Here is a 15,049-nt window from a genome sequence, read left to right as displayed (position 1 = left end):
CCTCCAGCCACGCAGGCTGGAAGGCGCGAGGAGCGAGCTCATCCGCGGTTGCGTGCCTTGCCGGTGGTGCTGCTTGATGCGCCACCGTGCGTGCCGGTGCCCATCGGGCCACTGCCCATGCTGCCGGCGCCAGGCGGCGTCGGCGGCGTGCCGGGGCCGCCCGGACGACCGAAACCGGCGCCGAAGTTGCGCTGGAATTCCTGCCACAACTCCAGGTTGCGCTCGGTGAGCTGGTTCATCATCGCCCACGGGGTCTGCCCGAGCAGGTTGCCCATCTGCTGGCGGAACTGCTGCTGCTGGTCCAGGAACACCTGCATGCTGCGTTCCAGGTAATTACCCATGAAGCCCTGCAGCGAGTCCCCGTAGAAGCGGATGATCTGGCTCAGCAACTGGGTGGAGAGCATCGGCTCGCCGTCCTGTTCGCGGTCGGCGATGATCTGCAGCAAGACGGCACGACTTAAATCTTCGCCACTCTTGGCATCGCGGACTTCGAACTCCTCGCCGTCGATGATCAACTGACGCACATCTTCGATGGTGATATAGCTGGAAATCTCGGTGTCGTAGAGACGGCGATTGGGATACTTCTTGATGATGCGAAGTCCGGCCATGGAACGTTCACTCACACTGATAGTGCGCGCAGGATGGCGCAGCGCAGCAGCGGTTGCAACAGCCAAACGGCCTTATTTGCTTAAGCGGACACATTAAAAATGTTGCGCAGCATGGTTTTTATCCAAAATCCATGCTGCACCGCAAAGTTGCAGCAAACGTTACCAGCCCATGTGGTGGCCACCGTTGATGTCCAGATTGGAGCCGGTGATCCAGGCAGCCTCTTCCGCCACCAGGAATGCCACCGCGTAGGCGATCTCTTCCGGGCGGCCCAGCCGGCCGGTGGGGATATCGGCCACGATCTTGGCGCGGACCTCTTCCGGCACCGCCATGACCATGTCGGTGGCCACGTAACCGGGCGAGACCGTGTTGACGGTGACCCCGAAGGCGGCGTTCTCGCGCGCCAGCGAAATGGTGAAGCCGTGCATGCCGGCCTTGGCCGCGGCGTAATTGGCCTGGCCGTACTGGCCCTTGAGCCCGTTGATGGAACTGATCTGGATGACCCGGCCCCAGCCGCGCTTGCGCATGCCTTCGATCACCGGGCGGGTGACGTTGAACACCGAATTGAGGTTGGTGTTGATGACGTCGTGCCACTGCTCGGCGGTCATGCGGTGGAAGGTGGTGTCGCGGGTGATGCCGGCATTGTTGACCAGGATCTCGATCGGCCCCAGCGAGGCCTCCACCTCCTCGACCAGGGCGCGCGCGTGCTCGGAGGAGGCCACATCGCCACGGAACAGGGCAAATGCGTAACCCTGCGCCTGCATGCGCTGCTGCCAGTCGCGCGCCTTTTCGTCGTTGCGGAAGTTGCTGGCCACCTTGTGGCCCTGGTCGGCCAGGCGCTTGCAGATGGCGGTACCGATACCGCCGGTGCCGCCGGTGACCAATGCGACGCGAGATGTCATGACGACTCCATTAAGCGGGGAAGGCCGGGGGATCGGGGTGCCGGCGCAGACGCCGCGCCCGGATGCCGGTGCTGGGTCGCAATTCTAGTCACGCCCGGGCTGCGATGCGCGCCCATCGCTGCCCAGGGTGGCGGTGCGCGGCAGCAGCTCGGGCGAAAAATGCTGCACGGCACGCCGCAGCAACGCATCGATGCCTGCCTGCTGCGGCAGGGCCGACGGCGGCTGGCCCAGCGCCTGCCAGGCGGCATGCAGCGCCGGCAACGGGTCGGTATCGTCCAGTGCGGGCGCGCCGTGCGATTTGGATAATTTGCGGCCATCGGCATCCAGGATCAGCGGCAGGTGCAGGTAGCGTGGCTGGGGCAAGTCCAGGGCGCGTTGCAGCAGGAGTTGGCGCGGGGTGGAGTCGAGCAGGTCCGCGCCGCGTACGACATCGGTGATGCCCTGCGCAGCATCGTCCACCACCACCGCCAACTGGTAAGCCCAGTAGCCATCGGCGCGACGCAGCACGACATCGCCGACGTCGGCGTAGACGTCCTGCCGTACGTGGCCTTGTAGCGCATCGTCGAAGCCGACCGGGTCCTGAGGCTGCACGCGCAGGCGCACCGCGCGCCGGTCGCCCAGCGCCGCCACGCAGGTGTGGTGGATACCGCCCATCCGGGCCAGATCGGCGCGACTGCAGCTGCATTCGAACGCCAGCCCGCTCACCAGCAGTGTGGCGATTGCGTCGTTGTAGTGCGCATCGCGGTCCGATTGCCGGATCACCGGCAGGTCGGATGTCAGCCCGAACGCGGCCAGGCTGCGCAGCTGGCGTTCGGACGCGTCCGGCTCGGCGCGTGGCGGGTCGATGTCCTCGATGCGCACGCACCACTGCCCACCGGCATGACGGGCGAGCAACCAACTGCCGAATGCCGCCAGCAGCGAGCCGAAGTGCAGGGGGCCGGTCGGGGAGGGCGCGAAGCGGCCGCGGTAGGGAGGCTGTGGCATAGACAGCTGAATCGTCGGTCAGGTGCTTGCTTGATTTCAAGCCGCGACGGCCGCAGATCCGCAGCAGGTCACCCCCGATGAGTGGAGCAAGCGCGTCATGTTCAACCGCATTTTCCTGTTCCTGCTGACCAACCTGGCGGTGTTGTTCCTCGCCAGCATTGTGATGTCGGTATTGGGCGTCAATTCCGCACAGATGAGCGGCCTGCTGGTGATGGGCGCCATTTTCGGTTTCGGCGGCGCGTTCGTCTCGTTGCTGCTGTCCAAGTTCATGGCCAAGCGCAGCACCGGCGCGCAGGTGATCACCGAGCCGCGCACACCGACCGAGCGCTGGTTGCTGGAGACGGTGCGGCGTCAGGCGCAGGCCGCCGGCATCGGCATGCCGGAAGTAGCGATCTACGAGGGCCCGGAAATCAATGCCTTCGCGACCGGCGCCAATCGCAACAATGCGTTGGTCGCGGTCTCCACCGGGCTGCTGCAGAACATGAGCCAGGACGAAGCCGAGGCAGTGCTCGGCCACGAGATCGCCCACGTCGCCAATGGCGACATGGTGACCATGGCGCTGCTGCAAGGTGTGTTGAATACCTTCGTGATCGTATTGGCGCGTGTGGTCGGCGGCGTCATCGACAGCGCCCTGTCGGGCAACCGCGAGGGCGGCCGCGGCTTTGCGTACTACATCATCGTGTTCGCGCTGGAGATGGTGCTCGGCATGTTCGCGACCATGATCGCGATGTGGTTCTCGCGCCGTCGCGAGTTCCGCGCCGACGCCGGTGGCGCGCAGCTGGCCGGACGCAACAAGATGATCGCCGCGCTGGAGCGGCTGTCGCTCAACCATGGCCAGAGCAGCTTGCCCTCGCAGGTGCAGGCGTTCGGCATCTCCGGTGGCGTCGGCGACGGCTTGCGTCGCCTGTTCCTGAGCCACCCGCCGCTGACCGAGCGCATCACCGCGCTGCGGGCGGCCAATGCTGCGGCACTGTAAGCGGCACCGCAAGATCGCGGCGGCTCCGTGTGATGCGGAAGCCGCTGCAGCAATCAGCATCGGTCATTGGTGCAATGGCTACAGGAGCGCGCCGCCCGGGTTCAGCCAAACAGTGCCCGCTGCATGGACTGGTCGGAAACCAGCCGACCAGGTATCGGGTTGAAAGACAACAAAGAACCCGCGCATTGCGGGTTTTTTGTTGTCCTGTGTGACCGGCTTTCGGTTGGATCAGCCGAATTCGTAGTTCATCAGCGGGCCGGTGGGTGCGACGAAATCTCCCTGCACATAATCCACGCCCGCGCTGAAGAAGCTGCTCATCGACTGCGCATCGGCCACGAATTCGGCCACGGTCAAAATGCCGGCAGGCTGCGCGCGCGAGGTGATTTCGCGGATCTTTTCCTGGCTCTCGCGGGCCGAGGCGACGTCGCCGGTGATGCCGCGGTCCAGTTTGAGGAAGGCCGGCTGGAAATGCGCGAGCAGCTGGAACGAATCCAGGCCCGAACCGAACTGCTCCAGCCCGACCTTGCAGCCCATCGCCGACACCGCCGCCAGAAACTGTTGCGCATTACGCAGATGCGTAAACACCTTCGATTCGGGCGTCTGCAACCACAGGCGCTCGCCCGGCACGCCGTACACCGCCAACTGCTCGCGGATGGTGTCGATCATCTGCGGGTCGGAGAACGAGTTCGGCCCGATGCGCACCAGCAGGTGCGTGGTGTGTCCCGCGCGTTGCCGCTCGCCGAGCTGACGGATGGCGCGCGCCACCACCCAGCGGTCGATTTCGGTGATCAGGTCGTGCTCTTCGGCGATGGCCATGAAGGCATTCGGCGACATCATCTCGCCGTTGCGATCCAGGCGCAGGAACGCCTGATACAGCTCCAGCGGCTCGCCCTGCAGATTGAGCACCGGCTGGTAATGCAGCAGGAACCCATCGCCGACCAGCGCCTCGCGCAGCTGCGCGACCCAACGCTCGATGCGCTCTTCCTCGGCCCGGTCGGCAGCGGCCGGGTCGTAGATGCTGACCGCGTTACCGCCGAGTTCGGCAGTGGTGCGCACCGCTTCGGTCCCGCGATTGAGCACCTGGCCGATGCTGGCGATCTTTTCGCCGATCTGCACGCCGCCAATGCTCACCGTGACCGTGGCCGAGCGCGAGCCGACGCTGAAAACATGCTGCGCGAATGCATCGCGCACCGTTTCCGCCAGCGCGTGGGTGCGTGCGTAGTTGCCGTCCAGCAACAGGGCAAAGCTGTGCTCGCCGAAGCGTGCAGCCACTACGCTCTCATCGACGATGCCGGCCACGTGCGCGGCCATGGCCGCGATCAAGGCGTCGGCCGAGTCCAGGCCGATCTCGGGAAGGATGCGGCTGTAGTGATCCGGCTCGATCAGCAGGAAGCCGGACTGGCCTTCGCTGCGGCCGGCGCGCGCCACCGCCTGTTCCAGCGCCACCATGAAGGTGGGACGGTTGAGCAGGCCGGTGACCTGGTCGCGCTGGCGCAGGTCTTCGACCTCGCGCGCCAGTTCCGGGTCGAACTCCTCGCGGCGGCGGAACACCACCTGGATGCATGGCTCGCCTTCATACGTGGCGGTGGCAAATTCCATCGTCGCCGGGAAGGTGTCGCCTTCCAGCCGGCGTGCGTCGACCTTGTACTGCGCCGGCGGTGGCTCGCCCTTGGCCATGGCCTTGAGCAGTTGCTTGAAGTCGTCCACGTATTGCGCGGCGATCATGTCCAGCAACGACACGCCCTCGACATCGTCGAACGACTCGAAGCCGAACATCTCCAGATAGGCCTCGTTGGCGCGGATATGCATGCCTTCGTGCACGTAGGCGATGGGGTCGCGCGAGGAGGCGATCAGCGCATCGCAGCGCCGCTCGGTTTCGCGCATCTGCGCTTCGATGCGGCGCAGGCCGCGACGCGCCTGCAGGTCGGCCCACTCCGAACGCACCAGGGCCAGCAGATGTTCCGGACGCTGGCGCAGCGCGATCGCACGGATACCATGCGCAGCGGCCTCGACCACTGCATTTTCCTCGATGCGCTCGGCCAGCAGGATGATCGGAATGTCCTTGCCGCTGCCGGCGATCTGCGCCTGTAGCGCGCTCATCGGCACCTGCTGGGCCTGGCCCTGGATGGCCAGATCGATCTGGCCCGACAGCATGCTGGCCAGTTCCTCCTGGTTTTGCGGCCGCGACGGACGTACCGCGATGCCGCCGTTGCGCAGCGCGGTGACGATGGTCTCGGCACTCTCCACGCTGTCATCGACGATCATCAGGCGGAGGGTGAGATCTTTGCCTTTTTGCATGCGCGGCTCCCTGGAGACGGGCTTTAATACACGAAGGGGTTTGGCACGTCCATGTGTGTGGATCATGCCGCATCCAGTGTGAGACGTGGCGCAAGTAATGGGCCGCCGGTGAACTCGCGCAGGGACGCGACCGGGCCTTGGTGCGTCGATCCTTGCGGATGCCACGGCAATCACGCTGCATTGCTCACTGCGTGCGCAGTCGGTGCTGCGCAATGCCATGCGGCGTGGTCAGGCTGCGCTGCCGGCGGCATGGCCCGATGCCCAGGCCCACTGGAAGTTGTATCCCCCAAGCCAGCCGGTGACGTCCAGCACTTCGCCGACGAAGTACAGGCCAGCCACCAGCCGCGACTCCATGGTCGCACTGGAGACCTGATTCGTATCGACACCGCCGAGGGTGACTTCAGCAGTGCGGTAGCCCTCGGTTCCGCTGGCGATCAGCGGGAAGGCAGAGAGCAGCTCGGCCGCGCCCTGCAACTGCGGCGGATCCAGCTGGCGCACCGGCTTGTCCGGCAACCACACCTCGCACAGGCGTTGCGCAAAGCGTCGCGGCAGCACATCGCCCAGCACATTGCGCAGCTCGGTGGCGCCGCGCTGCTGTTTCTGCTCGCGCAGCCACGCGCCCGCGTCGTGTCCCGGCAGCAGGTCGAGCCGCAAGTCGTCGCCAGGCTGCCAATACGAAGAGATCTGCAGGATCGCCGGCCCACTGACGCCGCGATGGGTGAGCAGCATGAAGTTGCGGAAGCTGGCGCCGTTGCAGTGCGCTTCCACCGGCAGGGCGAGACCGGACAGGTCCTGCAGACGTTCCTGATGTTTGCCGCTCAAGGTCAGCGGTACCAGCCCGGCGCGCGTCGGCAGCAGCGCATGGCCGAATTGTCTGGCCAGGGTGTAGCCGAAGCCGCTGGCGCCCATGCTGGGTATCGACAGCCCGCCGGTGGCGACGATCAGCGATTGCGCCTGCACGCGCCCCAGGCTGGTGTCGAGCGTGAAACCGTCGCTGTCGCGACGGACCGAGCGCACCTCGCACTGGGTGTGGATCTGCACCCCGGCCGCCTCGCACTCGTCCAGCAGCAGCCGCACGATCTGCTTGGACGAGATGTCGCAAAACAGCTGGCCCAGCTCTTTTTCGTGATACGCGATGCCATGGCGCTCCACCAGCTCGACGAAATCGCCCGGGCTGTAGCGCGCCAGCGCAGATTTGCAGAAATGGCGATTGGCGGAAATGAAGTTGCCCGGCGCGGTCCCGGTATTGGTGAAATTGCAGCGCCCGCCGCCCGACATCAGGATCTTCTTGCCGACCTTGTTGGCGTGGTCCAGCACCAGCACGTGACGGCCACGCCGGCCGGCGGTGAAGGCGCTCATCAGGCCGGCAGCCCCGGCACCGATGACCAGCACGTCGCACCGCATGTTCATTCGGCCGGCGCTTGTCGCACCATCGGGGTCAGGGTGACGCTGCCGTGGTCGGCCAGCATCTGCACTTCGCCGTCCTGGATGATCACATCAAAGCGCATGCCGCGCTGGATCAGCGCCCCCAGCGCTTCGGTGGCCTGGGAGTCGAGTTCGATCACGCGCAGGTTACGGTGCCGGCCCATGGCGTTGGCGTGCTTCTTCCACCAGGTCTCGGTAGCCTGACCGCCGTAGCCGATGACCACCGCTTCGCGCGAGCGGTTGCAGGCCTTGCGCACGCGGCTTTCATCGGGCTGGCCGAGGTCGATCCACAGGTCCGGGTCGCCGGTGTAGTCGCGCCGCCACAGGTCGGGCTCGTCGTCGTTGCTGAGACCGCGGCCGAATTCCAGGCGGTCATCGGCGAACAGGGCGAACGCGAGCAGGCGCACCATCAGGCGCTCGTCGGTTTCGGAAGGGTGTTGGGCCAGGGTCAGCGAATGGTTGGCGTAGTAGCCGCGGTCCATGTCGCTGATCTGGAGCTCCGCCCTGCGGACGGTGGCGGTGAGGGCCATCAGGATGCCAATTGCAAAGGGCGCTCATGATACGCGGCCGCCCCAGCTACGGCGCGTTACGTCTGCGCGCGCGGTTGCGCGGCCAGCCAGCGGTCCAGCTGGGCGGCGAAGGCCTGGCGATCGCGGGCATGCAGCGCCGCTGGCCCGCCGGTTGCGATGCCGGCACCGCGCAGCTCTTCCATGAAGCCCCGCACCGACAGGCGCTCGGCGATGGTGTTGCTGGTGAACGCTTCGCCGCGCGGCCCGACCGCCACGGCGCCTGCTTCCAGCGCGCGCGCAGCCAGCGGGATGTCCTGGGTCACCACCAGGTCGCCCGCGGCCACCCGTTCGGCGATCGCATCGTCGGCCGCGTCCGGGCCGCCGGGCACCTGCAGGGCGCGGACATGGGGCAGGGAAGGCGTACTGAGATAGTGGTTGGCGACCAGGGTCACGGCAATGCCGGTGCGCGCCGCGGCGCGGAACAGGATGTCGCGGATCACCGCAGGGCAGGCATCGGCATCGACCCAGATCTGTGCGCGTCTCGGTGTTGGAGGCGTATTCATCGAGTGATTGTGGATGGGGATGGGCCCGACAGACAGTCGGATTTGGCCTGACGGCAAAAGATTTGACGCAAGGTGTCGCTTTTTGCCGAAAACACGAGTACTGTGCACGCACTGTGTTTGCAAGGGTCACCGTGAATCGTGGCCTGGTGCAGCCGGATCGTTACAGATCTCGCTTCATCGTTCCGCTTTACCAACGCCTGCAACTCAGTCTCAGCTCCGGCTTTTCGGACGCTGCGATTTATCCATCTATAGTTCAGGAGTTAGTAAAATGTCAGATGCATCACGTCAGAGCGGTACCGTGAAGTGGTTCAACGATGCCAAGGGCTTCGGCTTCATCACCCCGGAAAGCGGCCCGGACCTGTTCGTGCACTTCCGTGCCATCCAGGGCACCGGCTTCAAGTCGCTGCAGGAAGGCCAGAAGGTCACCTTCGTCGCCGTGCAGGGCCAGAAGGGCATGCAGGCTGACCAGGTGCAGGCGGTCTAATCCGTCTGCAACCTTAGGGTTGCCAAAAACGCCGGTCGCGCAAGCGGCCGGCGTTTTTTATTGTCCGCTGCGTACCCCGTGCAGCGGGGCTTGTGTCATCGGAGATGGCTGGTCTTCTGCATCCAGGCCGTGGGTGATTTCTGCGGCCTGCCGAATTTTCGTCCCGGCGTCATCGACTACGTGGCACCGCCTGCAACAGACGCCGGCCCGCATGTGGAGCGTTGCTCGCCGCGAGCAGGCAAATGGCTGGGCCACTGCGCGGCGCACTACATCGCGGCCGCGGCACGGCTTGCGCACGGCAACGACGTCCGGATGGTTAGGATGACGCTTTCCGTGTGCGGCCGCTTGCCATGATCACTGTTCATCATCTCAACAACTCCCGTTCGCAGCGCGTGCTGTGGCTGCTCGAGGAGTTGGCACTGCCTTACCAGATCGTGCGCCACGAGCGCGATCCCAAGACCATGCTGGCCCCGGCGGAGTTGCGCGCGATCCACCCGCTTGGCAAGTCGCCGATCATTGTCGATGGCGACCTGACCATCGCCGAGTCGGGCGCCATCCTCGACTACCTGACCGAGCGCTACGACACCGAATGCGCGTTGTCGCCGCCTGCACGCCCCATCGACTCACCCGAACGTCAGCAGTTCCGCTACTGGATGCACTACGCCGAAGGCTCGGCGATGCCGCCGCTACTGATGACGCTGATCTTCGCTCGTATACGCAGCGCGCCGATGCCGTTCTTTGCCAAACCCATCGCGCGTGCCATCGTGGACAAGGCGATGTCGGGTTTTGTCGGCCCGCAGGTGAAGTTGCATCTGGACTGGATGGAACAGTCGCTGCAGGCCAACGCCTGGTTTGCCGGCGAACGCTTTACCGCTGCCGACATCCAGATGAGTTTTCCGGCGCAGGCTGCCGCCGCACGCGGCGGCGGGCTGGAGAGCTACCCGCAATTGCGCGCGTTCCTGGAGCGGATCGAGGCGCGCCCTGCGTACCAGGCTGCACTGAAGAAGGGTGGCCCCTATGCGCTGATGGGCCGCAATAGCAACGACTGATGCCAGGGGCGGCAACGGCATGACGTTGCCAGCCGCGTGCTTGCTGTACCGGCGGCGCCTGCTGAACCAGCAGGCTTGCCGAGGCAGCAGTTGCTCAGTGGCACATGACGTGCGCCAGCTCCACCTCAGGGTGCCTGGCACTGACGAAGGAAGTGCAGGGTGTCGCGCAGTTCCGGCGAGTCGGCCGGCGGCTTGCGGAAGGCGAGCACCAGACCCATGTGGCCGACTCCTGGGTAGAGCTTGACCTGTACGTTTTTGCCCTCGCCACGCATGGCCGAAGCCAGCGCGGTGCTGTTCTGTGGCTCAACGACGCGGTCGGCATCGCCATGCAACAACAGCATCGGCGGCTCGTTGCCGTCGACATGCAGGACCGGCTGCGACCTGGCCTGCTCGTCCTGCGAGGTGCCGAAGATCTGGACAAGTTCGGGGTCGGTCATTGGAAGAAAATCGTAGGGGCCGGCCAGGCCGACAAAGCCGCATAGCTGCTGGGGCCGAAGGCCTTGCGCCTGTAGCCAGCGGCCATCGGTCGCCAGCAGACCGGCGATATGGGCGCCGGCCGAATGCCCCATCACCGCCAGTCGCTTGGGGTCGCCGCCATATTCGCGCGCATGCCGGGCGCCCCATGCGGTCGCGCGGGCGGCGTCGGCCATGAAGCCTTCCAGCCCCACCTGCGGGTACTTGCGGTAGTCGGCCACCATTGCGACCACACCTTGACGGGCCAGGGCCTCACCCATCCAGCGATAGTTGGCGCGCTTGCCGCGTTTCCAGGTGCCGCCATAGAAGAACACCACCACTGGTGCACCCACCGCACCGCGTGGCTGGTAGACATCCAGGGCCAGGCCGTGCCCCGGATCGAACACCTGGTTGGGATGTTCGACGACGCCCTCGCGACTGGAGACGGCATTGATGCCGCCAAAAAACACGCTGCTGCAGGCCGTCAACGTGAGGGAGCCAAGCAGCAGGATGGCGGGACGGATCCAGCGGGAGGCGCGAAGAGGCATGGGCGATGTCGGTTGAGGGGAGAGGTGTGGAGCCAGGCGGCTAATGACGGGCGACGCGTGTTGAATCGTTCCGCCTCGTTCAGTCGTGGCATCCGCCAAGTGCGTCGCAGCTGCGGGAGCATGGCGATGGCGCTGCGTATTAGGGTTGATCTGTTGTCGCCAGCATGTGCAGGAGGAGCTCGCTTGGTGTCGGCATGCGAAGTGGAGAATACGAGGGGCCCGCCAGCGCGGATGCGGCGGCCGCCCATGCCAAGTTCACCGTCGCTGGCCTAGGCTTGGCGCATGACAGACCTGCATTTTGATAATCGCCTGCGCCAGCAGTTGCCCGGCGACCCGGAGCACGGGCCGCGCCGTCGCGAGGTCGGCGCGGCCTGGTCGTCGGTGTTGCCGACGCCGGTCGCCGCACCGCGCGTGATCGCTTACTCGCCGGAGATGGCGCAGCTGCTTGGGTTCGATGCGGCCGAGATTGCCGGCACACGCTTTGCCGAGGTCTTTGGCGGGAATGCGCTGTATCCGGGCATGCAGCCATGGGCAGTCAACTACGGTGGGCACCAGTTCGGCCATTGGGCCGGCCAACTGGGCGACGGCCGGGCGATTTCGCTGGGCGAAGCGGTCGGTGTGGATGGCGGGCGCCACGAATTGCAGCTCAAGGGGGCCGGCCCCACGCCGTATTCGCGCGGCGCCGATGGCCGGGCCGTGTTGCGTTCGTCGATTCGCGAATTCCTGTGCAGCGAAGCGATGCATCACCTGGGCGTGCCGACGACGCGTGCGCTGAGCCTGGTGACCACCGGCGATGCAGTGGTGCGCGACATGTTCTACGACGGCCGGCCGCAGCGGGAGCCGGGAGCGATCGTATGCCGGGTGGCGCCATCGTTCGTCCGTTTCGGTAATTTCGAATTGCCGAGCGTGCGCGGCGACATGGCGCTGCTGCGGCAATGGGCGGACTTCACCATCGCGCGCGATTTCCCCGAACTGCAAGGTACGGGCGAGGCGTTGTACGCAGCCTGGTTCGCGCAGGTCTGCGAACGCACGGCGGTGATGGTGGCGCACTGGATGCGGGTGGGCTTCGTGCACGGGGTGATGAATACCGACAACATGTCGATCCTGGGCCTGACCATCGACTACGGCCCGTATGGGTGGGTCGACGATTACGACCCGGACTGGACCCCGAACACCACCGACGCGCAGGGCCGCCGCTATCGCTTCGGCACCCAGCCGCAGGTGGCGTATTGGAACCTGGGCCGGCTGGCGCAGGCGCTGGCGCCGCTGTTCGCCGACGCCGCTGCCTTGCAACAGGGGCTGGATCGCTTTCGCGATACGTATCTGGCCTGCGACCGCAACGACACCGCCGCCAAGTTGGGGCTGGCCGAGTGCCGCGACGAGGACCTGCAACTGATCGATGCACTGCGCGCGCTGATGCGCGACGCGGAAATGGACATGACGCTGGCCTTCCGCGCCTTGCTCGACGTCACACCCGAGCATCCGGATCCGCAGTTGCTGCGCGATGCGTTCTACGACGACGACAAGCGCCAGGCGAATGCGCCGCAGCTGCACGATTGGCTGCAGCGCTATGCCCTCCGGTTGCAGCAGGACAGCTTGTCGCCGGAACAACGGCGCGAGCGGATGCGCCTGGCCAACCCGCGTTACGTGCTGCGCAATTACCTGGCGCAGCAGGCGATCGACAAGGCCGAGCAGGGCGATCCATCGGGCGTACAGGATTTGCTGGAGGTCATGCGCCGGCCGTATGACGACCAGCCAGGCAATGCCGCGTTCGCAGCCCGCCGGCCGGAGTGGGCGCGCGATCGCGCCGGGTGTTCGATGCTGTCCTGCAGTTCCTGACGCGCTCAGACGCACGGGCGCTGTAACTGCCGCGCCAAGGGCTGCGCAGCCTAGAATAGGGCTGTCCCCACTGGCAACGACGCCATCCCACCATGACAGACTGTACCCGCTGCGCCGGCAGCAACGCCTCCGGCCCCAATCACTGGTCGGAACGGATTCGCGACATTGGCGACTTTCCCAAGCCGGGGATCGTGTTCAAGGACATCACGCCGCTATTGTCCGACGGCCCGGATTTTGCCTCTGCGCTGGATGAAATGGCGCAGCCCTGGCGCACCACGCCGCTGGATGCGGTGCTGGGCATCGAGGCGCGCGGCTTCATCCTCGGGGCAGCCCTGGCACGCGAACTGCGTACCGGGTTCGTGCCGGTGCGCAAGCCGGGCAAGCTGCCCGGGCGGACGCTGATCCAGGAATATGCGCTGGAATACGGTACCGATCGCATCGAAATGCATGAAGACGCGCTGCCGCGCGGCGCGCGCGTGCTGATTGTCGACGACGTGCTGGCCACCGGCGGCACGCTGCGTGCCGCGCTGGCGCTGGCCGCACAGCTGGAGCTGGAGGTCGTCGGCGCGGCGGTGCTGGTCGAGCTGAAGGCGCTGCAGGGCCGCGAGAAATGGGCCAACGATGTGCCGCTGCTGGCGACCTTGGCTTACTGAGGTCGACCGACCGGCCGAGCGCGCTTTGCAGAAGATCGACGCGATCGGTGTTCGGACTGTGCCGCACGCACCTGCATCGCGGCTTTCCGCCATGCTCGGCTGCCTGCCAAGCGCTCATCGCTGGTGTGCGTTTGGTCGGTCTTGATCGTGGCTTGCGACAGGCGCTGGTTGCCGGTGCATGCAACGCCGTCACGCCAACAACGCCTGGCACGCGGCCGGCATTGCACCGGCCGCCTCGTGTGTAGCAAGACTCGCTGGACTCGACCAGCACCGCTGCAAGGTTCGTGCGCCCGCGCAGGCTGCGACTGTTGCTTAGAGCTTGCTGACCCGAAACCGGCGTCCCTTGATCTTGCCTGCGTGCAGGTGCGCCAGCGCCTTGGCGACATGCGCGCGGGCGATGGCGACATAGGAGCGGGTGGGGTAGATGGCGATCTTGCCGATCGCCGCGCCAGAGAGTCCGGCTTCGCCGGTCAATGCGCCGAGGATGTCGCCGGCACGCAGCTTGTCGGTCTTGCCACCGTCGATGCGCAAGGTCGTCATGGCCGCCTGCGGCAGCTGCGCCGGGCGGGCGGTGGCCAGCGGCGCACGCGACCACTTCAGCGGCTGGCCCTGTTCGGCCTCCAGTGCCTGCGCACGCGCCGCTTCACGCGGTGCCACCAGGCTCAGCGCCAGGCCGTGCTTGCCGGCGCGCGCGGTGCGGCCGATGCGATGCCGGTAGGTTTCGGTATCGGTGGGCAGCTCGTAGTTGACCACGGCCGACAGGTCTTCCACGTCCAGTCCGCGCGCGGCCACGTCGCTGGCCACCAGCACGTTGCAGCTGCGGTTGACGAAACGCACCAGCACTTCATCGCGGTCGCGTTGTTCCATGTCGCCATGCAACGCCAGCGCTGAGAAACCGAATTCCTGCAGCGAGCCGGCCACCTCGTCCACTTCCTTGCGGGTATTGCAGAACACCACGCTGGATTCGGGGTTGAAGCGCAGCAGCAGGCCGGCGACGGCCTTCTGCCGATAGGTCGGGTCGACCTCGAAGAACTGCTGGTCGATTTCCGGCGCGCTGTCGGCGCCTGCGACGGTGATTTCGATCGGGTCCTTCAGGATCTCGCGCGCCAGCGTGCGGATGATGTCCGGGAAGGTGGCCGAGAACAGCAGGCTCTGGCGGTGCTTGTCGCAGCGGCTGGCGATCTCGCGGATGGGTTCTTCGAAACCCATGTCGAGCATGCGGTCGGCCTCGTCCAGCACCAGCGTGCGGACCCCGCCCAGGTGCAGGGCGCGCTTGCGGGCCAGTTCCTGGATGCGGCCGGGCGTACCGACCACCACTTGCGGGTCATGTGCTTCCAGCGAGGCCAGTTGCGGGCCCAGCGGCATGCCGCCGGTGAGCACCACCAGCTTCATGTTGGGGATGCCGGTGGCCAGCTTGCGCAGTTGCTTGCCAACCTGGTCGGCCAGTTCGCGCGTGGGGCAGAGCACCAGCGCCTGCGCGCGGGTCAGCGCCGGGTCGAGCTTCTGCAGCAGGCCCAGCCCGAAGGCGGCGGTCTTGCCGCTGCCGGTCGGCGCCTGGGCGATGACGTCCAGCCCCTGCAGGATCGGCGGCAGGCTCTGCGCCTGGATGGGAGTAAGGACGGTGTAGCCAAGGGCGTCGATGCCGGGGGCCAGGGCCGGCGACAGCGGCAGCGCGGAGAATTCGTTCATGGCGCATTTTAGCGGGAATCGGGAGTAGGGAATCGGGAATCGCAACGGCGAAGGCTTTTTTCCATTCCCGA

Annotated in this window: 14 protein-coding genes; 5 read left to right on the top strand and 9 right to left on the bottom strand. The window is 66.1% G+C overall.

From position 1 onward, the window contains the following. Positions 1–38 precede the first annotated feature (38 nt). The 3 genes from phaR to gluQRS form a co-directional block, all read right to left on the bottom strand. Positions 39–608, bottom strand: coding sequence for a polyhydroxyalkanoate synthesis repressor PhaR (phaR, locus tag VZ068_RS12080; protein ID WP_259150650.1), 570 nt, complete (start codon positions 606–608; stop codon positions 39–41). 159 nt (positions 609–767) lie between these two features. Beyond that, on the bottom strand, positions 768–1,508 hold the full coding sequence (locus tag VZ068_RS12075; protein ID WP_259150649.1) for a beta-ketoacyl-ACP reductase: 741 nt from the start codon (positions 1,506–1,508) through the stop codon (positions 768–770). An 84-nt stretch (positions 1,509–1,592) separates the two neighbouring features. After that, the gene (gene gluQRS, locus VZ068_RS12070) at positions 1,593–2,492 is read right to left on the bottom strand and encodes a tRNA glutamyl-Q(34) synthetase GluQRS (protein WP_349655439.1); all 900 of its coding nucleotides are present in this window, start codon (positions 2,490–2,492) and stop codon (positions 1,593–1,595) included. A 97-nt stretch (positions 2,493–2,589) separates the two neighbouring features. On the opposite strand from gluQRS, the gene htpX reads away from it, so the two are divergent. Beyond that, a complete protein-coding gene (htpX, locus tag VZ068_RS12065; protein ID WP_349655438.1) occupies positions 2,590–3,468 on the top strand; it encodes a protease HtpX in 879 nt (292 codons plus the stop codon). Positions 3,469–3,696: 228 nt separating this feature from the next. Here the strand turns inward: htpX and VZ068_RS12060 are convergent, their stop codons facing one another. The 4 genes from VZ068_RS12060 to VZ068_RS12045 all read right to left on the bottom strand — a co-directional run bounded on the left by VZ068_RS12060 (position 3,697) and on the right by VZ068_RS12045 (position 8,263). Then, positions 3,697–5,766: an EAL domain-containing protein gene (locus VZ068_RS12060; RefSeq protein ID WP_259150646.1), complete on the bottom strand. Its 2,070-nt coding sequence runs from the start codon at positions 5,764–5,766 to the stop codon at positions 3,697–3,699. A 228-nt stretch (positions 5,767–5,994) separates the two neighbouring features. Beyond that, positions 5,995–7,176 (bottom strand): NAD(P)/FAD-dependent oxidoreductase, encoded by a 1,182-nt coding sequence (locus VZ068_RS12055; protein ID WP_349655437.1) that lies wholly within the window; start codon positions 7,174–7,176, stop codon positions 5,995–5,997. Continuing rightward, a complete protein-coding gene (locus VZ068_RS12050; protein WP_014503075.1) occupies positions 7,173–7,721 on the bottom strand; it encodes a YaeQ family protein in 549 nt (182 codons plus the stop codon). Before VZ068_RS12050 ends, VZ068_RS12055 begins: the two co-directional genes overlap by 4 nt. 56 nt (positions 7,722–7,777) lie before the next feature. Next, positions 7,778–8,263 carry a YaiI/YqxD family protein gene (locus VZ068_RS12045; protein WP_349655436.1) on the bottom strand — a complete coding sequence of 162 codons (486 nt, stop codon included), beginning with the start codon at positions 8,261–8,263 and terminating at the stop codon, positions 7,778–7,780. A gap of 268 nt (positions 8,264–8,531) precedes the next feature. Here VZ068_RS12045 and VZ068_RS12040 point away from each other — a divergent pair, with 268 nt between their 5' ends. Then, positions 8,532–8,747, top strand: coding sequence for a cold-shock protein (locus VZ068_RS12040; RefSeq protein ID WP_005923176.1), 216 nt, complete (start codon positions 8,532–8,534; stop codon positions 8,745–8,747). Positions 8,748–9,097: 350 nt separating this feature from the next. Further along, positions 9,098–9,796 carry a glutathione S-transferase gene (locus VZ068_RS12035; RefSeq protein WP_259150641.1) on the top strand — a complete coding sequence of 233 codons (699 nt, stop codon included), beginning with the start codon at positions 9,098–9,100 and terminating at the stop codon, positions 9,794–9,796. A gap of 125 nt (positions 9,797–9,921) precedes the next feature. On the opposite strand, the gene VZ068_RS12030 is transcribed toward VZ068_RS12035, so the two are convergent. Next, positions 9,922–10,797: an alpha/beta hydrolase gene (locus VZ068_RS12030; RefSeq protein ID WP_349655435.1), complete on the bottom strand. Its 876-nt coding sequence runs from the start codon at positions 10,795–10,797 to the stop codon at positions 9,922–9,924. Positions 10,798–11,079: 282 nt separating this feature from the next. Here VZ068_RS12030 and VZ068_RS12025 point away from each other — a divergent pair, with 282 nt between their 5' ends. Both VZ068_RS12025 and VZ068_RS12020 read left to right on the top strand, forming a co-directional pair. After that, the gene (locus VZ068_RS12025; RefSeq protein ID WP_349655434.1) at positions 11,080–12,636 is read left to right on the top strand and encodes a protein adenylyltransferase SelO; all 1,557 of its coding nucleotides are present in this window, start codon (positions 11,080–11,082) and stop codon (positions 12,634–12,636) included. Positions 12,637–12,728: 92 nt separating this feature from the next. Beyond that, positions 12,729–13,289, top strand: a complete 561-nt coding sequence (locus VZ068_RS12020; RefSeq protein ID WP_259150638.1) for an adenine phosphoribosyltransferase — start codon at positions 12,729–12,731, stop codon at positions 13,287–13,289. 312 nt (positions 13,290–13,601) lie between these two features. Here the strand turns inward: VZ068_RS12020 and dbpA are convergent, their stop codons facing one another. Then, a complete protein-coding gene (gene dbpA / locus VZ068_RS12015; protein ID WP_349655433.1) occupies positions 13,602–14,978 on the bottom strand; it encodes an ATP-dependent RNA helicase DbpA in 1,377 nt (458 codons plus the stop codon). Positions 14,979–15,049: the final 71 nt, after the last annotated feature.

The organism is Xanthomonas sp. 10-10 (assembly GCF_040182365.1).
GTDB lineage: Bacteria > Pseudomonadota > Gammaproteobacteria > Xanthomonadales > Xanthomonadaceae > Xanthomonas > Xanthomonas arboricola_F.
Note: the sequence above shows the minus strand (reverse complement) of the source record. Positions and strands in the feature narration are given on the sequence as shown.